29 protein-coding genes, 3 tRNA genes and 1 other RNA gene are annotated in these 24,485 nt (G+C 23.1%); 19 read left to right on the top strand and 14 right to left on the bottom strand.

Annotated elements, in window-relative coordinates; all coding sequences use genetic code 11:
- Positions 1-33 precede the first annotated feature (33 nt).
- Positions 34-663 carry an urease subunit gamma gene (locus H0H76_RS00640; RefSeq protein WP_185855617.1) on the top strand — a complete coding sequence of 210 codons (630 nt, stop codon included), beginning with the start codon at positions 34-36 and terminating at the stop codon, positions 661-663.
- Positions 660-2,369, top strand: a complete 1,710-nt coding sequence (gene ureC / locus H0H76_RS00635) for an urease subunit alpha (protein ID WP_202983521.1) — start codon at positions 660-662, stop codon at positions 2,367-2,369. The genes H0H76_RS00640 and ureC overlap by 4 nt, the downstream gene beginning before the upstream one ends.
- 3 nt (positions 2,370-2,372) lie before the next feature.
- On the opposite strand, the gene H0H76_RS00630 is transcribed toward ureC, so the two are convergent.
- Both H0H76_RS00630 and H0H76_RS00625 read right to left on the bottom strand, forming a co-directional pair.
- Positions 2,373-2,458: transfer RNA gene (locus H0H76_RS00630), tRNA-Leu, on the bottom strand.
- A gap of 5 nt (positions 2,459-2,463) precedes the next feature.
- Positions 2,464-2,766: a deaminase gene (locus H0H76_RS00625; RefSeq protein ID WP_238783903.1), complete on the bottom strand. Its 303-nt coding sequence runs from the start codon at positions 2,764-2,766 to the stop codon at positions 2,464-2,466.
- 133 nt (positions 2,767-2,899) lie between these two features.
- On the opposite strand from H0H76_RS00625, the gene H0H76_RS00620 reads away from it, so the two are divergent.
- Positions 2,900-3,691, top strand: a complete 792-nt coding sequence (locus H0H76_RS00620; RefSeq protein ID WP_185855616.1) for a TrmH family RNA methyltransferase — start codon at positions 2,900-2,902, stop codon at positions 3,689-3,691.
- On the opposite strand, the gene H0H76_RS00615 is transcribed toward H0H76_RS00620, so the two are convergent.
- A complete protein-coding gene (locus H0H76_RS00615; RefSeq protein WP_185855615.1) occupies positions 3,688-4,173 on the bottom strand; it encodes a ribonuclease HI in 486 nt (161 codons plus the stop codon). The two genes, H0H76_RS00620 and H0H76_RS00615, sit on opposite strands and share 4 nt — an antisense overlap.
- Before the next feature lie 15 nt (positions 4,174-4,188).
- On the bottom strand, positions 4,189-4,941 hold the full coding sequence (locus H0H76_RS00610) for a lysophospholipid acyltransferase family protein (RefSeq protein WP_185855614.1): 753 nt from the start codon (positions 4,939-4,941) through the stop codon (positions 4,189-4,191).
- Between the two features lie 128 nt (positions 4,942-5,069).
- On the opposite strand from H0H76_RS00610, the gene fbp reads away from it, so the two are divergent.
- From fbp to H0H76_RS00595, 3 genes are read left to right on the top strand one after another with little or no spacing between them, the layout of a single operon-like run.
- Positions 5,070-6,071, top strand: coding sequence for a class 1 fructose-bisphosphatase (gene fbp, locus H0H76_RS00605; RefSeq protein ID WP_185855613.1), 1,002 nt, complete (start codon positions 5,070-5,072; stop codon positions 6,069-6,071).
- Positions 6,064-6,237 (top strand): hypothetical protein, encoded by a 174-nt coding sequence (locus tag H0H76_RS00600; protein ID WP_185855612.1) that lies wholly within the window; start codon positions 6,064-6,066, stop codon positions 6,235-6,237. The genes fbp and H0H76_RS00600 overlap by 8 nt, the downstream gene beginning before the upstream one ends.
- The gene (locus H0H76_RS00595; RefSeq protein ID WP_185855772.1) at positions 6,204-6,437 is read left to right on the top strand and encodes a ribonuclease P protein component; all 234 of its coding nucleotides are present in this window, start codon (positions 6,204-6,206) and stop codon (positions 6,435-6,437) included. Before H0H76_RS00600 ends, H0H76_RS00595 begins: the two co-directional genes overlap by 34 nt.
- Here the strand turns inward: H0H76_RS00595 and H0H76_RS00590 are convergent.
- Together H0H76_RS00590 and pyrE are read right to left on the bottom strand one after the other, a co-directional pair.
- The gene (locus H0H76_RS00590; protein ID WP_185855611.1) at positions 6,426-6,998 is read right to left on the bottom strand and encodes a MarC family protein; all 573 of its coding nucleotides are present in this window, start codon (positions 6,996-6,998) and stop codon (positions 6,426-6,428) included. The two genes, H0H76_RS00595 and H0H76_RS00590, sit on opposite strands and share 12 nt — an antisense overlap.
- Before the next feature lie 132 nt (positions 6,999-7,130).
- Complete coding sequence (gene pyrE / locus H0H76_RS00585; protein WP_185855610.1) at positions 7,131-8,501, bottom strand: orotate phosphoribosyltransferase; 1,371 nt, start codon at positions 8,499-8,501, stop codon at positions 7,131-7,133.
- 61 nt (positions 8,502-8,562) lie between these two features.
- Between pyrE and H0H76_RS00580 the strand changes: the two genes are divergently transcribed.
- Positions 8,563-9,504, top strand: coding sequence for a dihydroorotate oxidase (locus H0H76_RS00580; protein ID WP_185855609.1), 942 nt, complete (start codon positions 8,563-8,565; stop codon positions 9,502-9,504).
- A gap of 23 nt (positions 9,505-9,527) precedes the next feature.
- Here H0H76_RS00580 and proS read toward each other — a convergent pair whose 3' ends face one another.
- Positions 9,528-10,991, bottom strand: a complete 1,464-nt coding sequence (gene proS, locus H0H76_RS00575; RefSeq protein WP_185855608.1) for a proline--tRNA ligase — start codon at positions 10,989-10,991, stop codon at positions 9,528-9,530.
- Between the two features lie 105 nt (positions 10,992-11,096).
- Here proS and rpmF point away from each other — a divergent pair, with 105 nt between their 5' ends.
- Genes rpmF through accC form a run of 3 tightly spaced genes read left to right on the top strand, consistent with a single transcriptional unit; the run spans position 11,097 to position 13,159 of the window.
- Positions 11,097-11,300 carry a 50S ribosomal protein L32 gene (gene rpmF, locus H0H76_RS00570; RefSeq protein ID WP_185855607.1) on the top strand — a complete coding sequence of 68 codons (204 nt, stop codon included), beginning with the start codon at positions 11,097-11,099 and terminating at the stop codon, positions 11,298-11,300.
- A 27-nt stretch (positions 11,301-11,327) separates the two neighbouring features.
- Positions 11,328-11,792: an acetyl-CoA carboxylase biotin carboxyl carrier protein gene (accB, locus tag H0H76_RS00565; protein ID WP_185855606.1), complete on the top strand. Its 465-nt coding sequence runs from the start codon at positions 11,328-11,330 to the stop codon at positions 11,790-11,792.
- An 8-nt stretch (positions 11,793-11,800) separates the two neighbouring features.
- On the top strand, positions 11,801-13,159 hold the full coding sequence (accC, locus tag H0H76_RS00560; RefSeq protein WP_185855605.1) for an acetyl-CoA carboxylase biotin carboxylase subunit: 1,359 nt from the start codon (positions 11,801-11,803) through the stop codon (positions 13,157-13,159).
- Positions 13,160-13,165: 6 nt separating this feature from the next.
- Here accC and prfA read toward each other — a convergent pair whose 3' ends face one another.
- Together prfA and H0H76_RS00550 are read right to left on the bottom strand one after the other, a co-directional pair.
- Positions 13,166-14,248, bottom strand: coding sequence for a peptide chain release factor 1 (prfA, locus tag H0H76_RS00555; RefSeq protein ID WP_185855604.1), 1,083 nt, complete (start codon positions 14,246-14,248; stop codon positions 13,166-13,168).
- A 42-nt stretch (positions 14,249-14,290) separates the two neighbouring features.
- Entirely contained in the window at positions 14,291-14,710 is a 420-nt protein-coding gene (locus tag H0H76_RS00550) for a DUF4293 family protein (protein ID WP_185855603.1), read from the bottom strand.
- A gap of 158 nt (positions 14,711-14,868) precedes the next feature.
- On the opposite strand from H0H76_RS00550, the gene rho reads away from it, so the two are divergent.
- The 3 genes from rho to H0H76_RS00535 all read left to right on the top strand — a co-directional run bounded on the left by rho (position 14,869) and on the right by H0H76_RS00535 (position 17,788).
- Positions 14,869-16,458 (top strand): transcription termination factor Rho, encoded by a 1,590-nt coding sequence (gene rho / locus H0H76_RS00545; protein WP_185855602.1) that lies wholly within the window; start codon positions 14,869-14,871, stop codon positions 16,456-16,458.
- Between the two features lie 68 nt (positions 16,459-16,526).
- Positions 16,527-16,599, top strand: a tRNA-Met gene (locus H0H76_RS00540).
- Positions 16,600-16,687: 88 nt separating this feature from the next.
- Positions 16,688-17,788, top strand: a complete 1,101-nt coding sequence (locus H0H76_RS00535; protein WP_185855601.1) for a DNA recombination protein RmuC — start codon at positions 16,688-16,690, stop codon at positions 17,786-17,788.
- A gap of 2 nt (positions 17,789-17,790) precedes the next feature.
- On the opposite strand, the gene H0H76_RS00530 is transcribed toward H0H76_RS00535, so the two are convergent.
- The 3 genes from H0H76_RS00530 to H0H76_RS00520 form a co-directional block, all read right to left on the bottom strand.
- Positions 17,791-17,880: transfer RNA gene (locus H0H76_RS00530), tRNA-Ser, on the bottom strand.
- Between the two features lie 21 nt (positions 17,881-17,901).
- Positions 17,902-18,229: RNase P RNA component class A (rnpB, locus tag H0H76_RS00525), an RNA gene on the bottom strand.
- Positions 18,230-18,238: 9 nt separating this feature from the next.
- Positions 18,239-18,946 (bottom strand): YebC/PmpR family DNA-binding transcriptional regulator, encoded by a 708-nt coding sequence (locus tag H0H76_RS00520; protein ID WP_185855600.1) that lies wholly within the window; start codon positions 18,944-18,946, stop codon positions 18,239-18,241.
- Positions 18,947-19,005: 59 nt separating this feature from the next.
- Between H0H76_RS00520 and rpmB the strand changes: the two genes are divergently transcribed.
- The 5 genes from rpmB (at position 19,006) to htpG (ending at position 22,553) form a co-directional block, all read left to right on the top strand.
- Positions 19,006-19,233, top strand: a complete 228-nt coding sequence (rpmB, locus tag H0H76_RS00515; protein WP_185855599.1) for a 50S ribosomal protein L28 — start codon at positions 19,006-19,008, stop codon at positions 19,231-19,233.
- A gap of 12 nt (positions 19,234-19,245) precedes the next feature.
- Positions 19,246-19,428 carry a 50S ribosomal protein L33 gene (rpmG, locus tag H0H76_RS00510; RefSeq protein WP_185855598.1) on the top strand — a complete coding sequence of 61 codons (183 nt, stop codon included), beginning with the start codon at positions 19,246-19,248 and terminating at the stop codon, positions 19,426-19,428.
- Between the two features lie 9 nt (positions 19,429-19,437).
- Positions 19,438-19,635: a DUF4295 domain-containing protein gene (locus tag H0H76_RS00505; RefSeq protein WP_185855597.1), complete on the top strand. Its 198-nt coding sequence runs from the start codon at positions 19,438-19,440 to the stop codon at positions 19,633-19,635.
- A 45-nt stretch (positions 19,636-19,680) separates the two neighbouring features.
- Complete coding sequence (ftsY, locus tag H0H76_RS00500) at positions 19,681-20,637, top strand: signal recognition particle-docking protein FtsY (protein WP_185855596.1); 957 nt, start codon at positions 19,681-19,683, stop codon at positions 20,635-20,637.
- A 62-nt stretch (positions 20,638-20,699) separates the two neighbouring features.
- On the top strand, positions 20,700-22,553 hold the full coding sequence (gene htpG, locus H0H76_RS00495; RefSeq protein WP_185855595.1) for a molecular chaperone HtpG: 1,854 nt from the start codon (positions 20,700-20,702) through the stop codon (positions 22,551-22,553).
- On the opposite strand, the gene H0H76_RS00490 is transcribed toward htpG, so the two are convergent.
- Both H0H76_RS00490 and H0H76_RS00485 read right to left on the bottom strand, forming a co-directional pair.
- The gene (locus H0H76_RS00490) at positions 22,550-23,329 is read right to left on the bottom strand and encodes a 3'-5' exonuclease (RefSeq protein WP_185855594.1); all 780 of its coding nucleotides are present in this window, start codon (positions 23,327-23,329) and stop codon (positions 22,550-22,552) included. The two genes, htpG and H0H76_RS00490, sit on opposite strands and share 4 nt — an antisense overlap.
- Positions 23,326-23,949 carry a CDP-alcohol phosphatidyltransferase family protein gene (locus H0H76_RS00485; protein ID WP_394798730.1) on the bottom strand — a complete coding sequence of 208 codons (624 nt, stop codon included), beginning with the start codon at positions 23,947-23,949 and terminating at the stop codon, positions 23,326-23,328. Before H0H76_RS00485 ends, H0H76_RS00490 begins: the two co-directional genes overlap by 4 nt.
- A gap of 121 nt (positions 23,950-24,070) precedes the next feature.
- Here H0H76_RS00485 and ybeY point away from each other — a divergent pair, with 121 nt between their 5' ends.
- Entirely contained in the window at positions 24,071-24,484 is a 414-nt protein-coding gene (gene ybeY / locus H0H76_RS00480; protein ID WP_185855593.1) for an rRNA maturation RNase YbeY, read from the top strand.
- Position 24,485 lies beyond the last annotated feature (1 nt).

The raw sequence follows: 24,485 nt of genomic DNA, 5'->3' as shown, positions 1-24,485 counted from the left end.
CATAACAAATAATAAAAACTTTAAGAAAGTATTATGCATTTAACTTCTTATGAAAAGGAAAAAATTCTCCTATATGTTGCTGGAGAATTAGCAAAAAAACGTTTAAAAAGAGGATTGAAATTAAATTATCCTGAAACTTTAGCTTTAATTACTCATTATGTTATGGAAGGAGCACGTGATGGAAAAAGCGTTAAAGATTTAATGTATGAAGCTGGAAATATTTTGAGTGATGAACACATTATGGATGGAGTATATGAATTATTAAATAATGTTCAAATAGAAGCAACTTTTCCAGATGGAACAAAATTAGTTACAATACATAATCCTATTAAAAGAGTAAAAAAAAATACTTCTGAGATGATACCAGGAGAATATCGTCTTCTTACAGAAGATATTGTTTTACTTCCTAATAGATCACGTATAGAAAGAGTAATATATAATTCAGGAAATAGACCTATTCAGGTAGGTTCACATTTTCACTTTTATGAAACAAATACTGCTCTACTTTTTGAAAGAATAGGTACTAAAGGATACAGATTAGATGTTCCATCTGGAAGATCAGTAAGATTTGAACCAGGAGAAACAAAAAAAATTATGCTTGTAGAAATAGGAGGAAATAAAAAAATTTATGGTTTTTCAGGAAAAGAAAATTCAATAGTATGAAAAAAATAGATAGAGTTTCTTATGCAAGTATGTATGGCCCAACTAAAGGAGACAAAATTAGACTAGGGGATACATCTTTATGGATTGAAATAGAAAAAGACCACACTGTTTATGGAGATGAATGTGTTTTTGGTGGTGGAAAAGTAATTAGAGATGGAATGGGTCAACATCCATTAGCTACCAGAGATGATGGTATTCCAGATTTAGTATTGACTAACGCAATAATTATTGATTATTGGGGTATTATAAAAGCTGATATTGGAATTAAAGATGGAAAAATTATTTCTATAGGAAAATCTGGAAATCCATATTTTATGGATGGGGTCACTCCAAACATGTATATAGGATCTGGGACTGAAGTTATTTCTGCAGAAAATATGATTGTTACAGCTGGAAGTGTAGATAGTCACGTACATTACATATGTCCACAATTATTTAAAGTAGCATTAGAAAATGGTACAACTACTATTATTGGTGGAGGGTCAGGTCCAACTACTGGAACAATAGCAACTAATTGTACTTCAGGAGTTTGGAATATTCAAAAAATGTTAAAAAGTACTGATCATATTCCTATTAATTTAATTATTCTTGCAAGTGGAAATAGTTCTAATCCTAAAGCATTAATAGAGCAATTAGTGTCTGGAGGAGGTGGATTGAAAATTCACGAAGATTGGGGGAGTACTCCTTATGTTATTGATAAATGTTTAGATGTAGCGGAAAAATTAGATGTTCAAGTTAATATACATACAGATTCATTAAATGAATCAGGATATATAGAGGATACTTTAAATGTATTTAAAAATCGTACAATTCATACTTATCATACAGAAGGAGCAGGTGGAGGCCATTCTCCAGACTTATTGAAAGTTATATCACATAAAAATATTTTACCTTCTTCTACTAGTCCTACGATGCCTTTTACTTGTAATACAATAGATGAACATTTAGATATGTTAATGATATGTCATCATTTAGATCCTAATTTGCCAGAAGATGTTGCTTTTGCTAAATCTCGTATAAGATATGGAACAATTGCAGCAGAAGGAATACTTCATGATATTGGAGCTATAAGTATGACAAGTTCAGACTCTCAAGCTATGGGAAGAATAGGCGAAGTAGTAAAAAGAACTTGGCAAACTGCTGATAAAATGAAAAAAGAAAGAGGATGTCTTATAGAAGATTCTTACAGTAAGAACGATAATTTTAGAGTAAAAAGGTATATATCTAAATATACAATAAATCCTGCTATCACTCATGGAATTTCAGAATATGTGGGATCTGTACAAGTTGGAAAAATGGCAGATATAGTATTATGGAAACCTTCTTTTTTTGGAGTTAAACCTGAAATAGTTATAAAAAGTGGGATGATTGTATGTGCTTGTGTAGGTGATACAAATGCTACTATTCCTACTCCTCAGCCTTTTATGTATAGAAAAATGTTTGGATATTTTGATCCAAAATTAAGTAGTATTTTTGTTTATAAAAATTCTATATATGATACTTTTTTCCAAAAAAATGAAATAAAAAAAAGTGTAAAAATTATAAAAGGATGCAGGAATTTGTATAAAAAAGATATGGTACTAAATGAAAAAACTCCAAATATTGAAATTGATACAAAAAATTATAGTGTATATATAGATGGAGAGAAAATAATTTCTAAACCTTCTAAAACTTTGCCATTGGCTCAAAGATATTTTTTATTTTAAAAATACCCAAGGTGGGGATCGAACCCACAAGATAATGAAAATCACTGAATTTTGAGTTCAGAGCGTATACCTAATTTCGCCACTTGGGTTTATTTTATATAATAAGTTTTTTTATTGATACTTTAATTTTTTTAAAAAAAAGTATAACTTCTTTATCTTTTTTTGGATAAAAATAAAAGACTTTTTTAATATCAGATAAATATATCAATTTACTGCAATCTTTACATGGAAAATGTGTACTATACATAGTTGCTCCTTTACAAGAAGAAAAATAATTTGATGCTGTTTTTAATATAGCAGATGCTTCTGCATGAATAACATTCCATTTAGTATTTCCGTTTTCATCTTCACATACATAATTATTTTCATCAGGAAAATAATTATATCCATAAGATATAATTTTATTGTTTTTTACTATTATAGATCCTACTTTTTTTTTTTACACAAAGAAAATTTAGATTTTTCAATAGCTAATTTCATATAAATTATATCATTTATTTTATACACTTTTGTCATTTACATATAAAAATATGAAAAAGATTGAAAGCATGCAAAATGCTAAAATTAAAGATTTAAAAAAAAATTTAAAAAAAAGAAATAAATATTTTATTGTAGAAGGATTAAGAGAATTTAAATTTGCTATAAATAATAAATTTTTTCCAATAAGAATTTTTATATGTAACGATGTTTTTCACAAATACAATAATTATATAATAGAATCATATCGTGATATTACTTATTATATAAATATGAAAATATTTAAAAAATTAGCATATAGAGAAAATTCAGGTGGAATTATAGCTTTATTTAAAGACAAGCCATTATATGATTTGTACGAAGTTGAACTTACTGATAAGAATTCTTTAATTCTTATATTAGATGGGATAGAAAAACCTGGAAATTTAGGTGCGATGTTAAGAACGGCTAATGCATTAGGATTAAAAATAATTATTTTATCTAATATGAAAACATATATTTTTAATCCTAATGTTATTAGATGTAGTTTAGGATGTATTTTTAATAGAAATGTTTTTTATATAAAAAATATAAAGTCAGTTATTCATTGGTTGAAAGAAAATAATATTAATATCATAGTTACTGGATTTCATAAAAAATCGTATAATTTATTTAAATATAAATTTCCCTATTCTAGAATTGCTGTTATTTTTGGTTCTGAAAAAAATGGGGTATCTAATATTTGGTTTAAAATAGCAAATAAAATTTTAAAAATTCCTATGTTTGGTAACATAGACTCTTTAAATGTAAGTAATGCTATGTCTATAATTCTATATGAAATAATAAGACAAAAAAATTATAATTAAATATTTTTATCTTTATAATTTTGTTTTTCATATGTATAGTCAATTTTCAATAAAATATTTTTTGATGCGGCTATAGATAGTCTATCACAATAATCATTAATGTAATGATTATTATGAGATTTTATCCAATGAAAAAAAATGAACCTTTTATCAAAAACATTTAATAATCTTTTCCATAAGTCTACATTTTTTTTATTTAAAAAATTGTCTTTTTTCCATTTATAAATCCACCCCTTTTGAATAGTATTAACAATGTATTTAGAATCAGTAAATACAATAATATTTTTTTTTTTTATTTTTTCTAATCCAATTATTACTGCCAATAACTCCATTCTGTTATTAGTTGTAAAACGAAATCCTTCCGAAATAATAATTTTTTTATAATAATTTTTATAAAAAATTTCAATAAATACACCATACCCTCCTATTCCTGGATTCCCTTTTGATGATCCATCTGTATAAATATGAATTTTTTTCTTCATAAAAGAAAGTTTCATTTATCTTTCATTTTCAAATTTTTTTAATTGACATTTAATTATATTAAAACATTTTATTTTCAAATAATTTTTATCTCTTAAAGATAAATTATTTGTAGAAATAGAATGGTGTTGCCTAATCCTTATTCTCCCTGGAGAACCTTTTGTAATAGAAAAGCTAGGAAACTTTGTTTTTATATCTGCTATTGTTAAAGGAATAATTGGAATTTTTTTTGTAATTGCAATAAAAAATGCTCCACTTTTAAAATTTTTTAAAAAAATAGAAGAATTTGGGACCCCACCTTCTGGAAAAATACAAATACTCTTTCCAGTATCTACTTTTTGTTGGATTTTTTTAAAAACTTTTATACAACTAGACAAATTTTTTCTGTCTATTAAAATATTTGTTTTTTTATATATAAATCCAAATAATGGAAGTTTTGCTAATTCTGATTTTCCAACAAAAACTAACGGATGGTTTCTCATTAATGAGAAAATTATCATTATATCCATAATAGAAGAATGATTACTAATAATAATATATTGTTTATTATTATCTAAAATTTCTTCATCTTTTTCTAATACATACCAAAATCCCATTAAGAATAAATTCATCCTAGCCCATATTTGATGAAACCAAAATACAATGGGATAATATTTTTCTTTAAATAAAAAAGGAAGAGATATTATTGCCCAAAAAGGCACTAAAAAAAAATTAATGAAAAAAAACCACATACGCCATAACAATGTTAATGATACTTGTATAAATTTCATTAAAACAAAAAATAAAATTAATAAATAATATATGTAAAATTTACATTAATTATATAATGTTATGTATATAATACAATTTTTATCATATATTATATAAATAAAATAATTCATTTATATATGATATACATATGTATACGCTAGGGGAATTTATTATAAATAATATAGATGAATTTTATTATTCAACAGAATCTATATTACGATTATTTAGTAGTATAAAATTGGCATCTAAAGCCATTCATAAAGAAGTTAATAAAGCTGGGATAACAAAAAAAATTATAGGAAGTTCTGGAATAAAAAATATTCATGGGGAAAGGCAGAAAAAACTAGATAATTTTGCTCATAAAACATTTGTTGAATCTTTTAAAAGTAGAAATGTAGTTTGTGGAATTGCATCTGAAGAAAGTGAAAATTTTATAGTTATAAAAAATGAAAAAAAAGATTATTACGGAAATAAATATATTGTTTTAATAGATCCACTTGATGGGTCTTCTAATATTGATGTTAATGTTCCTATTGGAACTATATTCTCTGTATACAAAAGAAAATCTTCAATTAATATAAATTTAACAATTGATGATTTTTTACAAGAAGGAATTCGTCAAATTCTTGCAGGATATGTTATTTATGGATCTTCTACTATACTAGTTTATAGTATAGGTAATGGGATAAATGGATTTACATTAGATCCTTCAATTGGAACTTTTTATTTATCTCATCCTAATATGAAATTTCCAAAAAAAGGAAAAATTTATTCTATAAATGAAGGAAATTATGATAAATTTTCTGATGGAATTAAAAAATTTTTAAGATATTGTCAAGAAGAAGGTCGTAATAGACCATATACAGCAAGATATATTGGATCATTAGTAGGTGATTTTCATAGAAATATTATTAAAGGAGGAATTTATATTTATCCAAAAACTGCTACATATCCACAAGGAAAGCTACGATTACTTTATGAATGCAATCCTATTGCTTTTTTAACTGAACAAGCAGGTGGAAAAGCTTCTGATGGAAAAAATAGGATTTTAAATATAGTACCTAAAATGTTGCATCAAAGAACTCCTTTTTTTTGTGGACCGAAAAATATTGTATCTAAATTAGAAGAATTTATAATAAATTGTGAATAAGATTGAAAAAAGAAAGTTTGGTAAAAAGTTTTTTCTTAATGTATTAATGAATGGAAAACGCATATTTGTTTTTCCTATTATATCAGTTTACCTTATAAAAGATTTAAATATTAATAATAATTCATACGCTGAATTAGTTGGAATATTAGTAAAAAAAAAATTATAAAAAAATCTGTTAAAAGAAATAGAATTAAAAGATTACTTAGAACTTCATACATGTTAAATAAAAATTCTATTATAAATAAAAATGGAAAAAATATATTTATAATATTTATATATATATCTACAACAGTTTACAAGTATAAAAAAATTAATCAATCCATACAAAATATTTTTTGTAAAATAAAAAATCTATTAATAAAATAGTTGTAAAATATTAGCACCAAATATTTTTACTGAAAAAGCAAGTAATACTACCCCAAATATTTTTTTTAAAATATCCAATCCACTATTTCCTATGGTTTTTGCTATTACATCACACTTATCAATAACAAAATATACAATTAACATATTCAATAAAAGAGATAAAAGAATTACATTAACATCATAAGTAGTTCTTAATGAAATTAAAGTCGTTAAAGATCCTGGCCCAGCTATAAGTGGAAATGCTATTGGAACAATAGAAGTTTGAGCATTTTCTGTTATTTTATGAATATCTATTCCCAATATCATTTCTAATCCAATGATAAATAATACAATTGATCCAGCAATAGAAAAAGAATGTACATCAATTCCTATAATCTTTAACATAGATTGTCCTAAAAATAGAAAAGATAAAAAAATAATAAGAGATGTTATTATAATTTTCTTTTTATCTATAATATTGCCTTTAGATTTAAAACCCATAATTATAGGTGCATTACCTAATATATCTATAATACTAAAAAGTATCATAAAACAACTAATTAATGAATGAATCCATTTCATATTAAAAAAAAATTAATTAAAATTAAAAGGTTTTTTGTTTTATTATATAATTAAATATTGAATTATAATTATTTATAAACAAATTAAATAAAAATATAATTAGTATTATAAATTTTTAAAAAAAAATGGTTTCTAAATTTTAATACTATTTTCATATGCAGTCCAAGCTACTTTTCTATATTTTTCTGCAATTTTTTTTTGATTATGAGAATTATAAATTCCTTTTCCAACAATTATAAAATCACTTTTATTTTTTTCAAATGCAGTATTAGGATGAATATAAGTATTATTGAAATTATTTTTATTAATTTTAGAAAAATTAATTCCAGGAGTAAATAATAATAATCTATTATCTACTCTTCTTTGAGCTACAGTCCCTATTACTTTAGGATTTTTAATTGATATATTTAATGCTTTTCTTATGTAATTATCATCAAATAATTTTCCTATTGAAGACATTTCTGATATTGTTATTAAACCTATGTTCTCTGGTAAATTTAAATTTTGTATGCTACTATTTCCAGAAATTAGATGAACAGTAATAATATCTGCCCAAGAGGATATTTTGTGTATTCCATAATGAAATTGAAGATAATTTGTATATCCTACATCGCAAAATTTTCTATCTTCAAATAATAAAAAATTTTTTTTTATTGAAATATTTTTTAGTGAACTAATAAATGAATGAGAAAAATCATTAATAATATCTACATGTAGTTTTAATCCACATATTATATCGCCCAATAAATTTGCCAAACTTAATATTTTTTTAGAATTTACTAAATCTGCTGAGACTATTAAATTTGTTTTTTTTTTCAATGTTATATCAATTAATCTTTTTCCTATAGGATGGAAAATTTTTTTTCTTTTTTCTTCATAAGAAATTCGTTTTTGTAATGTTTTTCTATTTTTTTTACTAAAGTAAAGTCTAATTATATGTATTTCTTGTTTTTTCAAAAAATGTTTTTCTTCTAATATCTTTAGTATTTCTCCTATACGAAATAAAGTTTTTATTTTGTATCCCATTTTTTTTATATTTTCTATACCTCCTTGTTCTCTATCAAGTATAGAAATAATATTTTTTATAATTAAACCTTCTTTTTCTATGTCTACTATAGTTTTTAACAAACTATCTCCACTTGTAATTACATCTTCTACTAACAAACAATTTTGTCCTTTTTTATATATTCCTTCAATCATACGTTCTGTCCCATATCCTTTATTTTCTTTTCTTTTAATTATTAAAGGAATTTTTGATCTTATGGATAAAGTAGTAGCAATTGGAACAGCTGCATAAGGAACCCCACAAATTAATTCAAATTTATAATATAGTACTTCTTGTAAAAGAAGTTCTGAAAGTTTTATTAATAAATCTGGTCTAGAAGCTATTGGACGAAAATCTATATAAATAGAAGAACTAATTCCACTTTTTAAGGTAAAATTTCCGAATTTTATAATTCCTAAATTATAAATTTTTAAAAAGAATCTTTCTTTTTTTCCCATGAAAAAACTATTTAAGCAAAGTTAAATTTTTTGAATATTATTATTAATTGTTTTTTTTATTATGGATAAAATAGATATATCTACTAGCATAAGTAACATAAAACTTTCATCATGTATAATGAATGCTTCAGGAGCTCTTTGTAGTACTGAAATCGAATTGTTAAATCTATTAAAAAGTTCTTCTGGTGCTATAATTACAAAAAGTTGTACAAATATTTTAAGAAAAGGTAATTTGGAACCAAGATATTTTGAATGGAAATTAGGTAGCATAAATTCAATGGGGCTTCCTAATCTTGGTATTGATTTTTATTTATATTTTTTAGAAAATATAGAATTTAAAAAACCATTTTTTTTATCAATTTCAGGTTTATCAACAGAAGAAAATCTTTTACTTGTTGAAAAATCTAATGCTTTTTCTAATATTGATGCTTTGGAATTAAATTTTTCTTGTCCAAATATTAATACAAATAAAAAAATATTAGGATATAATTTTAATGAAATATCAAATTTATTAGAAAAAATATTTGAATTTAATAAAAAACCTGTTGGAATTAAACTCCCTCCATATTTTAATGATGATCATTTTAATAAAATATCAAACATTTTAAATAAATTTCCTATTTCTTTTGTTACTTGTATTAATAGTATTCCTAATGGAATTTTTATTGATATAAATAAAGAATCTACTGTTATACGACCTAATAATGGTTTTGGAGGGATAGGAGGAAAGATAATTAAACCATTTGCATTATCTAATGTAAATAAATTCTATTCTTTACTAAGAAAAGATATATCAATAATAGGATGTGGGGGAATTACTTCTGGAAAAGATATTTTTGAACATATATTATGTGGAGCAACTGCTGTTCAAGTTGGAACACAATTTATTAAAGAGGGAATAAAAATTTTTGATAGATTAAAAAATGAACTAGTTTCATTTATAAAAAATAAAGATTATTCATCAATAAATAATTTTAAAGGTAATCTAAAAAAAGTAAAATAGTAAAAAAAATACAATATATATTCTTAATAAGATTTAGAAAATACTACTCTTTTAGATGATGGATTCCCAGAATAAATGCACTTTCCTTTTTTATCCTTATAAGAAAAAGGAATGCATCTAATAGTAGCTTCTGTTTCTTCTTGAATTTTTTTTCCTGTATATTTTGTCCCATCCCAATGAGCTAATATATAGCCTCCATAATTATTTATATGTTCTTTAAATTCATTATAATTATCAATTTTAATAGTTAACTTTTTAGTTCGATGTACAGCTTTTTCATAAATATTTTTTTGTATTTTATTAAGTAATTTTTTTATAAAATATTTTGTTTCATTTATAGGAACTAATTTTTTTTCATAGGTATCACGTCTAAAAACTTCTATTTTTTTACTTTTTATTTCATTTAATCCAATATTAATTCTTATCGGAACTCCTTTCATTTCATATTCGTGGAATTTCCATCCAGGCGTAAAATTAGTCCTATTATCATATTTTACACGTATTCCTATTTTTATCAATATATTAAATATATCTTTTGCTATATTATTAATAGTATCCAATTTTTCATCATGTAAAATAGGAATTATAACTACTTGTATTGGAGCAATTTTTGGAGGTATAATTAAACCTCTATTATCAGAGTGAGACATAACTAATCCTCCTATTATTCTAGTTGAAATTCCCCAAGATGTTCCCCATGCATATTCTTTTTTTCCATTATGATTCATAAATTTTACATTAAAAGCTTTTGAGAAATTTTGACCCAAAAAATGAGAAGTAGCAATTTGTAATGATTTTGCATCTTGCATTAGAGCTTCTATACAGTACGTATATTCTGATCCATGAAACTTATCCATATAAGGTTTTATTCCTTGTAATACAGGAATTGCTAAAAAATTTTCAGAAAAATCAGTATAAATATCCAATATTTTTTTTGCTTCATTTATTGCTTCTTCTTTATTAGAATGAGCTGTATGTCCTTCCTGCCATAAAAATTCAGTAGTCCTTAAAAATAATTTAGTTTTCATTTCCCATCTAACTGCATTTCCCCATTGGTTAAATAATATAGGTAAATCTCTATAAGAATGTATCCAACGCTTATATATATTCCATATTATACTTTCTGAAGTAGGTCTAACTACTAATTCTTCCTCTAACTTAGACTTAGGATCAATAATTATATGTTTTTTATTTTCTGTTTTTTTTATTTTAGAATGAGTTATAATAGCACATCCTTCAGATAAAATTTTAGTGTGTTTTATTTCTTTTGAAAAAATTGATTTTGGAATCAAAATAGGAAAATAAACATTTTCATGACCTGTATCTTTAAGTACTTTATCCAACTCATTCTTCATCATTTCCCATAATAAAAATCCATAAGGTTTAATAATCATAAAACCACGAATACCTGAAAACTCTGCTAATCCTGATTTAATTATTATTTCAGTATACCATTTAGAATAATTTTCTTCACGTTTGTTTATCATACGGAAAAAAAATTAAATATGTTAAAATATATTATATATAAATTATACAAAACATCTATTTTTATTTCTAAATTAGTATAAAAATGTTATATACAAATTTATTTTATGGCACATCCTAAAAGAAAAACATCTAAATCTAGGAGAAATCATAGAAGAAGTCATTTAAAAATGAAAGAACCTATGTTAGTTAAATGTATTTCTACTAATAAAAAACATTTATATCATCATGCTCATTGGTACGAAAATAAATTATATTACAGAGGTAATATTGTGTTATATAAATATAAAAAAAATGAAAAATTTAAATAGAATAATGATATAACATTATATGATTATATGGATGTAGAAAATATTAAGTCTATTATACAATTTATTTCAAAATCAAATATAAGTGAAGTAAAAATTAAAATAGGAAATATAAAAATTTATGTAAAAAATAATTTTTACAAAAAAAAACGATATAGTACATTGAAATATAAAAAAGATCTGTTTACTTCTCATTCATCAGTAAATCTTAATTTGATGAAAAATAAAAATATAAAAAATATTGATAATAAATATGTAACAATAAAATCTCCTATGATAGGAATTTTTTATAGGAAACCTCATCCAGACAAACCCCCATTTGTTCAAATAGGAGATATAATTAAAATAGGAACAAAGCTTTGTGTAATAGAATCTATGAAATTATTTAACAATATAGAATCTGAAGTTAATGGTAAAATAATTAAAATTTTTGTGGAAGATTCTTCTCCTGTTGATTATGATCAACCTTTATTTCTTTTAGAGTCTTACCATTAAATTTAAATATGTTTAGAAAGATACTAATAGCAAATAGAGGAGAAATTGCTTTAAGGATTATACGTACTGCAAAAGAAATGGGAATAAAGACTGTAGCAGTTTATTCTACTGCAGATAAATATAGTCTTCATGTTTTCTTTGCTGATGAAGCAGTATGTATTGGTCCTCCTGATCCAAATAAATCTTATTTAAATATTCCAAATTTAATTTCTGCTGCAGAAATTACAAATGCTGATGCGATTCATCCTGGATATGGATTTTTGTCTGAAAGTCCATATTTTTCATCTATGTGCGAAAAACATAAAATAAAGTTTATAGGAGCTAAACCTATTCATATGATAAAAATGGGAAATAAAATTTCAGCAAAAAAAACAATGATAAAAGCTGGAATTCCATGTATTCCAGGTTCAGATAGTTTTATAGATCCTACCTATAATGAAATAGAAAAAATTGCAGAAAAAATAGGATATCCTATTATGATAAAAACTGTTTATGGTGGTGGAGGAAAAGGAATTAGATCAGTTTTTAATAAAAATTGTTTAAAAAATTCTTTGGAAGAGGCTAGAAAAGAATCATTAGCTTTTTTTGGAAAACAAGATATGTATGTAGAAAAATATATTTTAAATCCAAGACATATTGAAATTCAGATAATAGGAGATAAATATGGAAAATTTTTTCATCTCTCGGAAAGAGATTGTTCTATTCAAAGGAGAAATCAAAAATTGTTAGAGGAAGCTCCATCTCCATTTTTAAATTCATCTCTTAGAAAGGAAATGGGTGAGTATGCAATAAAAGCAGTTAAATATATTCACTATGAAGGAATAGGAACAATAGAATTTTTAGTTGACAAAAATAAAAATTTTTATTTTATGGAAATGAATCCAAGAATACAAGTAGAACATCCAATAACAGAGATGATAACAGGAATTGATTTGATAAGAGAACAGATTTATATTGCATATGGAAATAAACTTTCCGAAAGGAAAAATATATTTCCCAAAATGTATGCAATGGAATGTAGAATTAATGCAGAAGAACCATGTAAAAATTTTCGTCCAGTTCCTGGTAAAATTACTCAAGTTCATTTTCCAGGAGGAAATGGTGTAAGAATTGATACACATATTTATTCTGGTTATTATGTTTCTCATTACTATGATTCTATGATTGCAAAACTTATTACTACAGCAAATAGTAGAAAAGAAACTATTGAAAAAATGTGTAGATCTCTAGATGAATTTATAATAGAAGGGATCCCAACTAATCTTTCATTCTACAAAAAATTAATGAAAAATAAAAATTTTTTAAAAGGAGTTTATAATACAAATTTTCTTAACGAAAGAGATTTTAACAATATTTTTAAAAAATAAAAATAACTAAATATTATTTTCATAATTTTTTAGATAATCTATCATATTTTGTATATTTCCATTCATAAAACCAATAAGATCATAAATTGATTTATGTATTCTATGATCTGTTACTCTGTTTTTAGGATAATTATAAGTTCTTATTTTAACAGATCTGTCCCCAGTTGAAACAAGAGATTTTCTTTTAATAGATCTTTCTTTTAATTTTTTATCCATGATATTTTTATATATACGAGATTTTAATACATTCATTGCTTTATAAAAATTTTTGTGTTGAGAACGTTCTTCTTGACATTCTACTATAATTTTGCTAGGTAAATGTGTTAGTCTTACAGCAGATTCAGTTTTATTTACATGCTGCCCCCCTGCTCCACTAGAACGAAAAGTTTCTTTTTTTATATCATTTAAATTAATGTTGATTTCTATATCATCTACTTGTGGAAGAACAGCTACTGTAATAGCAGATGTATGAATCCTTCCTTGAGATTCTGTTTTTGGAATTCTTTGTACTCTGTGTACTCCAGATTCAAATTTTAAATTTCCGTAAACTTCTTGATCTCCATTTACATCTAAAATTATTTCTTTAAATCCTTTTATTCCACCTCTTTGAGCATGTATTATTTTATATTTCCACCCTATTTTTTTAAAATACATTGTATACATTCTTAATATATCTTCTAAAAATAAACATGCTTCATCTCCTCCTGTTCCAGTTCGTAACTCTAGAATAGCATTTCTATAATCTTCTACTATTTCAGTATCTTTTTTGTTTTTAAATGTGAAAAGTTTTTGTAATTTTTTTTCTAAAGAACGTAGTGTATTTAACATTTTATATTTTTCTGTAATAGCTAATTCTTTCATTTCTAAATCTGAATCATTTTTTATTATATAATTAGCTTCTTTAATAGATAGTAAAATTTTTTTATATTCTTCATAAAGAAGAACTATTTTTTCTAATACAGAATATTTTTCTAAAAATTTTTTATATTTTTTTTTTTTATAAAAATGTTCTTTTCTAATTGATTTAGAAATTTCTAAAAATTCTTTTTTGTATTTTTCTAATTTATTAATCAATGAAGAATTTTCCATTTTTTATAATTTTTAATTGATTAAATATTTTTATATATAATTTTATCGTATTCTGTTTATTGAATCAATTATTTTAATATCTTTAACTATATATTTGTTTGCTGTAATATATAATATTACATTCAAAAAACACAGTAATAAAAAAAATATGATTTTTATTTCAGAAGAAAAAGAATTTATCAAATATAAATAAATGAATATGTTAGTGAAGATAATTACAATATTTATAAATATATTTATTTTGTTTATTATAATTTGCCATTTTTTCTTTCTAAATAAACAAATGCTTAAAATAGTAATTACTACACATGTAAATAAAAGAATAATAATTGATTTTTCTAATATAAATTCTTTTTTTACTATTCCTATATCTACTATATCTATATTGTAAAAAATAGATATAGATATAAAATGAATAAAAGTTGAAATAAATAAATATAATGTTTGTATTCTATATAACATAATAAAATAAATATATTAAATGTAATAACTTTCTTTAATTTAAGTTCAGTTTAATTTCAATTTTTTTGTATAATTGCATATATCATTTCTAAGTTATTTTTATAATAAATTACTAGCCATACACATATAATATAAAAAAAATCTAACAAAATTATTTTATGTTTGATATCACTGAATTAAAAAGTAAAAAACTTTTTGAATTACAGGAGATTGCTCGTTCTTCAGGATTGAAAAAATGTACACAATTGAGAAAAAACGAACTCCTTGAGAAAATTATTTCTATTTTTAATGATAAAAATATTTCTATAAATCCTTCTTCAAATTCAAATTTGAAAAAGGAAAATATTACAAAAAATACATTCAAAATTAGACAAAATGTAAATACAAATAATTCGTTTAAAAAAACAAAAGAGAAAAAAGTATATTCTACTGATTCTAAAGAATATATAAAAAAAACAACTGAAAAATCTTGTAAATATCCAAAAAAGAAATATCAAAGTTCATCTATTTCTACTATTCCTAATAGAAAGAAAAATGAAAGATATGAACACGGTATTTACCATCCAGTTGGTAAAAATGAAATACAAAAGAAAAATATTTATAACAAAAAATACAGAGTTCCGGAATATGAATTTGAAGGTATTATAATTAGTGAAGGGGTATTAGAGATTATGCCAGAAAATTATGGATTTTTAAGATCATCAGATTTTAATTATTTGTCATCTCCTGATGACATATATGTATCTCAATCACAAATTAGGCTTTTTGGAATGAAAACAGGTGATACAATTAGAGGTGAAGTTAGACCTCCAAAAGATGGAGAAAAATATTTTCCATTAATAAAAATACTTGAAATAAATGGATGTAATCCATCTATGGTAAGAGAAAGAAATTCTTTTGAACATTTAACTCCGTTGTTTCCTAATGAAAAATTTAAACTAGCTCAAAAAAATTCAACTATTTCTACCAGAATAGTAGATCTATTTACTCCAATAGGAAAAGGTCAGAGAGGAATGATAGTTGCTCCTCCAAAAACAGGAAAAACTACTTTACTAAAAGAAATAGCTAATGCTATTGCTGCAAATCATCCTGAAGTATATCTTATTATTTTGTTAATAGATGAACGTCCAGAAGAAGTTACTGATATGCAAAGGAGTGTTAATGGAGAAGTAATAGCATCTACGTTTGATGAACCAGCTGATAGACATGTAAAAGTAGCAAATATTGTATTACAAAAGGCAAAAAGAATGGTAGAATGTTCTCACGATGTAGTAATATTGTTAGATTCTATTACACGTTTAGCAAGAGCTTATAATACTGTTGCACCAACATCTGGTAAAGTATTATCAGGTGGAGTTGATGCAAATGCATTACACAGACCAAAAAGATTTTTTGGGGCAGCAAGAAATATAGAAAATGGAGGTTCTTTATCCATAATTGCTACAGCAATGATTGATACCGGATCTAAAATGGATGAGGTTATTTTTGAAGAATTTAAAGGAACTGGAAATAAAGAACTTCAATTAGATAGAAAAATAGCTAATAAAAGAATATATCCTGCTATAGATCTTATTTCTTCTAGTACTAGAAAAGATGATTTACTACTTGATTCTAATACCTTGCAAAGGATGTGGATACTAAGAAAACATCTTTCTGATATGAATCCAGTAGAAGCAATGGAATTTTTAAAGTCCAGAATGTCTAGAACTAAAAATAATGAAGAATTTTTAATATCAATGAATGGATAATTTTTATATTGTTTTTTTTATAGTTTAATTTTGTTTTGTACATGAAAAATATTATATTGTTTTCTTTACGCGGGATGGAGCAGTTGGTAGCTCGTCGGGCTCATAACCCGAAGGTCATAGGTTCGAGTCCTATTCCCGCTATTTATTTTAACCTTCTCAATATATTAAAAAATGTTTTTTTATTATTCTGTTGTATTATTTACTTGTGCATTTTTTTTTCATATGCATTATGTATTTTTTTAAAAAATTAGAATCCTTTTTAAAATACGAATTTAAAAATCAGAAAAATAAAAATTATGAATTATATAAATTAAATGCAAATTCTTTTAAAGAACTAAAAGAATTATGGATCCCATCTTTAAATAATTTTAGAGATTCTATAGGTAATGAAATGAAATCTTACGTTGATAACAATTCTAAAAAATTGGAAATAATTTACAAAGAACAAAGAGATTTTTATATTCTTATGGAAAAAAGATTGGAATGTATAAATGAATCTGTAAATGAAAAAATTCAAAAATCTTTAAATATTCATTTAGAAAAATCTTTTGAAATTATAGGTAATCAACTTTTATTTTTACAAGAAGGTTTAGGAGAAATGAAAATTTTAGCAAAAGATGTAGTTTCTTTAAAGAAAACTTTAAATAATGTTAAAATTTGTGGGAATTTTAGTGAAATGCAATTATCAATGTTATTAGAACAAATTCTATCCCCAGATCAATATGATACTAATGTAATAACAAAAACTAATACTAATTATGTAGTTGAATTTGCTATAAAACTTCCTGGAATAGGTGATGGAAATGTATGGTTACCAATAGATGTTAAATTTCCGAAAGAAACATATGAAAAATTACAAAAAGCTTATTATGAAAGTGATAAGAAATTAATAGAATTAGCAAAAAAAAATATGGAATCTGTATTAAAAAAAATGTCCAAAGATATTAAAGAAAAATATATTGATCCACCATATACTACAGATTTTGCTATATTATTCCTACCTTTTGAAAGTATATATGCAGAAGTAACAAAAAATTCTTCTTTGTTAGAAAAATTATTAATAAATTATAATACTGTAATAGCTGGGCCATCAACGTTAGCTGCTTTATTAAACAGTTTGCAAATTGGGTTTAGGACTTTATCTATACAAAAAAAAACTTCTGAAGTATGGAAAACATTAGAGGCTGTAAGACAAGAATTTGCAAAATTTGGTATTATGTTACATAAAGCAAAAGATAAATTACAGGGTGCAGCTAAAGACATAGACAAATTATTGGGAACACAAACTAATTTGATAGAAAGAAAATTAAATGATATAGATAAAATATAAAACGGAGAGAAAGGGATTCGAACCCTTGACACTTATTATACTTGTGTACACGCTTTCCAGACGTGCGCCTTAAGCCCCTCGGCCATCTCTCCTAATAATGTAAAAATAAAAATAAAATAAGTGAAACTATAAGCCGGATTCTGTTATAATAATATATAATCCTATCATTTATCTAGAATTTAGGTTACCCATAAATCTCTATCTGCCTACCCCCCGAAATTAACCGAGCAAGTCTTCGGTATACATGGCATTTCACCACATAGAGTTTACCTGATTTCACTACATTTGCATATAATTATATATGTAATGTACATTCTTTCTGTTGCACTTTTCCTCATCTTTCGATGGATGGGTATTACCCATTATGTTGCTCTATAGTGTCCGGACTTTCCTCATTATAATAATTTAAAATTAAAAAAATGCGATAGGATGTTTCACATATTTTATAATTTATTTTATCATATCGTAATATACGTTTTTTACTTCTTCGTATGATTCAAGTTTATTTATTAAACTTGTGACTATTTCTTTTTTTTTACCTAACAATAGTTTTTTTTGTTTTGGTATACATTTTGTTTCGCATACATAATTAATATTCAATCTATCTAAATTTTTTTTCATAAGTCCAAAATGTTCTATATCAGTGTGAATATATACAGTTTCATCTTTTATTATTAATTCTTTTGACCCAAAATCTATTGACATAAGTTCAAAATCATCAATTGATTGACTAATATAATTTTTCCTTATTGAAAATAATCCAATTTTTTTAAATAAATGAATAAGATATCCATTATTACATAACTTTCCTCCACTTTTATTAAAATAGGTTTTTATAGTAGAAGTTGTACGTATATTATTATCTGTTATACATTCAATAATTATACTAATTCCATATATTTTACCTTCTAAATTTAAATTATAGTAATTTTCTTTTTGTTTTTGTAATGCTTTTTTAATAGTTTTTTCTATAGTTTTTTTTGGTATATTAATTGATTTAGCATTAATAATTGCATTTCTAAAATGAGAATTATTTATTCCATATTCTTTAATAATTGTCCCTATTTCTCTAATATATTTTGAAAATTTTTTAGATTTTTTATAATCTTTGTTAGATTTTTTGTGTTGAATATTTGCCCATTTGCTATGTCCTGACATGAAATGTCTTTCTTTTTACATATATTTAATTTAAAACAAATTATATAATTTCTTATAAAATGGCAAGAATATGTGAATTAACAGGAAAGAAAGCAATGATAGGAAATAAAATATCTCATGCTAATAATAAGAATAAACGTCTTTTTAATATAAATTTGCATAGAAAACGTTTTTTTTTAACAAGTAAAAATAAATGGATTACATTGAGAGTATGTGTCTCTACTATTAGACTTATTGATAAGATAGGAATTGAAAATGTTTTAAAACGTTTTAATTATAAATTATAAACATAAATAAAAATGGGTAAGAAAGGAAATAGAATACAAATTATATTAGAATGTACTGAACAAAAAAAAAGTGGAATATCTGGATGTTCTAGATATGTTACAATGAAAAATAAAAAAAATTCACCAAATAGAATGAAATTAAGAAAATATAATTCAATATTAAAAAAATATACAATTCATAAAGAAATAAAATAATAATATTAAATGTCTTCTAAAACTAAAATTTATAAAAATCCTTCTAAATCTAAAAAATTAGAACTGGAAAATAAAAAAAAAATAGAGAAAAAAAAAATGATTTTGGCTATAAAAATGATAAAATCTAATAAAGAAAATATTTATAAGTTTGATAAAAAAATGATTAATGAAAAAGAAATAAATAACTTTTTCTTAAATAAATCTTAATCTTAACTTCGATTAAATAAAAAATAAAAAATAATAATTAAATATATGTTTTTTTCAAAAAAAAAAGAAAAAAATAAAAATAAAGATATAAATACAAATACAAATAAAAATAAAGAATCTTTTTTTTCTAAAATAAAAAATTTTTTTACAAAAAAAAAATCTATAAAAATAGAAGATCTTGATGAAGTTGAAAGTATATTATTATCAGCCGATATAGGTGTAAAAACTACTTTGAAAATTATTAGGAATTTAGAAAAAAAAATTAAAGAACAAGAATATTCAGTAAAAAATAATGAAAAAAATTTATATAAGTTTTTGAAAAAAGAAATACAAAATATATTTATAAATATTAAAAATGAATGTTTAGAAGAAAAAATAAAAATAAATAGTAGGCCATATGTTATTCTTATAGTCGGTGTAAATGGAGTAGGAAAAACTACTACTGTTGGAAAATTAGCTTTTTTTTTAAAAAATAAAGGGTATTCTTCAGTAATAGGAGCTGCAGATACTTTCAGAGCAGCTGCCATAGATCAACTAGAAATATGGGCTAAAAAAGCTAAAGTTCATTTAATTAAACAACATATAAACGCAGATTCGGCCTCAGTTGCATATGATACTTTAGAATCAGCAAAGTCAAAAAAAATTGATGTTGCAATAATTGATACTGCTGGAAGGCTACATAATCGTATTAATCTTATGGAAGAACTTTCTAAAATTAGTAGGGTGATGAAAAAAATTATTATAGATGCTCCACATGAAGTAATTCTTGTTTTGGACGCTACTACTGGACAAAATGCAATAGAACAGGTAAAAAAATTTTTTTCCGTTTTAAAAATTACTTCTATAATATTAACAAAAGTTGAAGGGACCGCTAAAGCTGGATTTATTTTAAGTATATTAGAAAAATTTAAAATACCTATTAAATATGTAGGAAATGGAGAAAAAATAGAAGATTTTAAAATTTTTAATGAAAAAAAATTTATTAATTCTTTTTTCAAGTAAAATTTTAAAATAATATTAGTTTTTACTTTAACAAAACTCTTTTTTTAAAAAAAATATGTTATATGGAAGAAAATAAAATTAGTGTTACTTCTGAAAATATTTTTCCTATTATAAAAAAATTTCTTTATTCAAATAGAGATATTTTTTTGCGTGAACTTATTTCCAATTCTGTAGATGCTATTTTAAAATTAAAAACAATATATAATGTATCTAAAACAGAAGAAAAAATTGACGAAAAATTAATAATTAAAGTTTTTTTAGATAAAGAAAAAAAAACAATTAATATTGTTGATAATGGAATTGGAATGAATGAAAAAGAAGTTAAAAAATATATTAATCAAATAGCTTTTTCTGGGGCTGAAGAATTTATTCAAAAATACGAAAATACTTCTTCAAATATAATAGGTCATTTTGGATTAGGTTTTTATTCTTCATTTATGGTAGCAAGTAAAGTAGTTATGCGTACACAGTCTTATAAAAGACAATATTCTTCTATATTTTGGTCTTGCGATGGCTCACCAAAATTTATTATGAAAAAAATAAGCAAAAGAAACATAGGAACTGAAATTATTCTTTATATAAGTGATAATGAAGAAAATAATGAATTTCTGGAGTATAATAGTATTTTAAAGTTACTAAAAAAATATTGTAAATTTATGCCAGTAGAAATTTATTTTTCTTCAAAAGAAAAAGATAATAATGAAATTCTTATAAATAATATACTTCCAGCATGGAAAAAAAATCCTTCTAAATTAAATAATAAAGATTATACAAATTTTTATAATGAATTATATCCTAATCAAATAGAAGTCCCTTTATTTTGGATACATCTCAATATTGATTATCCTTTTAAATTAACAGGAATTTTATTTTTTCCAAAAATAGAAAAAAATTTAAGTGTACAAAAAGACAAAATACATTTATATCAAAATCAAGTTTATATAACTGATAATCTAGAAGGAATTGTCCCTGATTTTTTGAGTTTATTAAGAGGAGTAATAGACTCACCCGATATTCCACTTAATGTATCACGTTCTTATTTACAATCTGATAGTACAATAAAAAATATATCAAAATATATAACTAGGAAAGTCTCTGATAGATTAAATTTTATATTTAAAAATAATATACTAGATTTTAAAAAAAAATGGGAGGATATAAAAATTATAATAGAATATGGAATGATAAGTACACAAGACTTTTTTGATAGAGCAATACATTTTTATTTATTCACAACAATTGAAAAACATTATTTTACTTTACAAGATTTTAAAAATAAAGTAAAAGAAAGTCAAACAAATAAAGATGATAAAATAATTTTCCTTTATGCTACAAATAAAGAAGATCAGTATAATTCTATTGAAGAAGCAAAAAATAAGAATTATGAAATTTTGTTTATGAATAGTCCACTATCAGTTCATTTAATACAAAAATTAGAAATTTCTTATAAAGAAATTTCTTTCGTTAGAGTTGATTCTGATCATGTTGATAATATTATACATAAGAGAAATAAAATATATTATCCATCTACTATTTCTGAAGAAGAAGAAAATAAATTGAGAAATTTTATTAAGGATAATTCAATGTTTACTACTATTAAATTAGAAAATTTTTCTGAAAATGAGACCCCATTTACCATTGTTGTCCCTGAATTTATTAGAAGAATAAAAGAAATTAATAACTTAGTATATAAAGAAAATAAAGATGATGAATCTTTTAGCAAAGATTATCAGTTAATAGTAAATACAAATCATTTATTAGTTAAAAAAATGTTACAAGAAATTATTCCAGAAAAAAGAAGAATAAAAATATTTAAAGAAGTTTTAAACCTTGCTTGTCTATCAAAAAATTTATTACGTGGAAAAAATCTTTCTATATTTATTGCAAATAAATTAAAAGATTTAATGAATAATTAATTTTTTTTATTATCATTAAATTTTCTTAATTTTATTTCCATTAATATTTTTTTTGTATATAACGGAAAATGTGAATTTTGTATCCATCCATAATAATTTGGATCTTTATCGAAAATATCAATTACTTTTTGACCTTTATATTTTCCAAAATTGAATATTTCATTGCTATTTTCATCTATTTTTATAAATCCTGCTAAATCTACTATGTTTTTATGATTGGAAAATTGATTTAGACTTTTTACGTCTTTTTTCAGATTATCATATTTTTCTAGTTGTGATAGTAATATTTCATATGTAGCAAATACATCTTCTCTAGAACTGTGAGCATTTACAAGTTTTTTTTTGCAAAAGTATTTATAAGCAGCAGAAAGTGTCCTAGGTTCCATTTTATGAAAAATAACTTGTACATCTATAGTTTTGAATTTTTTTATATCAAAAGATAATCCTGCACGTAGAATTTCTTCAGCTAATATTGGAATATCAAATCTATTAGAATTATATCCAGCTAAATCAGTATTTTCAATCATTTTTAAAATAGAAAATGCTACATCTTTAAACTTTAGTTTGTCTTCTACATCTTCATCTTTAATTCCATGTATAGCAGTAGCTTGTGGAGGAATAGGAATTCCAGGACAAATTAGCCAAGTTTTACTTTCTTTATCTTCATTAGGAAAAATTTTTAATATAGATATTTCTATAATTCTGTCTTTTCCTATGTTTATTCCTGTGGCTTCTATATCAAAAAAACAAATAGGACGATAAAGTTTTAGTTTCATATACAATTTTTTTTATTTTTAAATAAAATAGAGATAATTATGTAATTAATAATAATACATGGTAAAGAAAATACTTGTAAAATCATAAATAAAAATAAACTAGAAAATATAAAAATATAACGAATTTTATTTTTATTCCAAGATAAACCTTGAAATTTTAAAGACAGCATTGATATTTTAGATATTAAAAAATAACATGAAAAAAATAGTAAAATTATTATAATAATTGGATTATTGATAATAATTTTTTTTATAAAAAAAGAAGTTTTTGTATTTATAATAATAAAAATAGAATAAAAAAATAATGTATTTATTGGGGTTTTCAACCCTTTTTTATTATTATAAGTATTAAATTTAGCCAAACGTAATGCAGAAAAAATAGCTATTGATATAGAAATCCATTCTATATAAAAATTAATATTTAACTTTTTCAATAATAAGTAGGTAGTTAATGTAGGTACTACTCCAAAAGAGACCATATCTGCAAGAGAATCTAGTTCTCTACCAAATTTATTATCTGTATTTTTCATTATTCTAGAAATATATCCATCTAGTACATCAAATACTATGGATAGTAAAGTAAATATTACAGAATAATTAAAAAAATTTTTATAATTCAAAAATATTATAGACACACATCCAAAAAATAGATTTAGTAATGTTAGTATATTAGGTATTATCTTATTTATTTTTATTTCTCTTATATTTTTATGTATTATATGTTTGTTATATGTAATGATAATGATTAAATTATTCTATGAAATTCCATATTTTAGAATTAAAAATAAATATTTTTTTTTAAATGAAATTCCTATTTTGTTAAAAAATGAAGGTGGAATTGTAGGTAATATAAATTATATTTTTTGTTGTAATGATTATCTTTTAGATTTAAACAATAAGTACCTTAAAAAGAATTTTTATACTGATGTAATTGCATTTAACTATTCAAAAAATAAATGTATATCAGGAGATATATTTATTAGTGTGGAACAAGTTTTATATAATTCAAAAAAATGGAATCAATTATTTATTTTTGAATTAAATAAAGTTATGATTCACGCTTTGTTACATTTTTTAGGATATAATGATAAAAAAAAATCAGATAAAAAAATAATGGAAAAAAAGGAAAATTTTTATTTAAATTTATTTAAATAAA

It is taken from the genome of Blattabacterium cuenoti (genome assembly GCF_014251275.1).
Lineage (GTDB): Bacteria > Bacteroidota > Bacteroidia > Flavobacteriales > Blattabacteriaceae > Blattabacterium > Blattabacterium cuenoti_AG.
The sequence above is the reverse complement of the archived record's forward strand: the minus strand, read 5'-3'. Positions and strand labels throughout refer to the sequence as shown.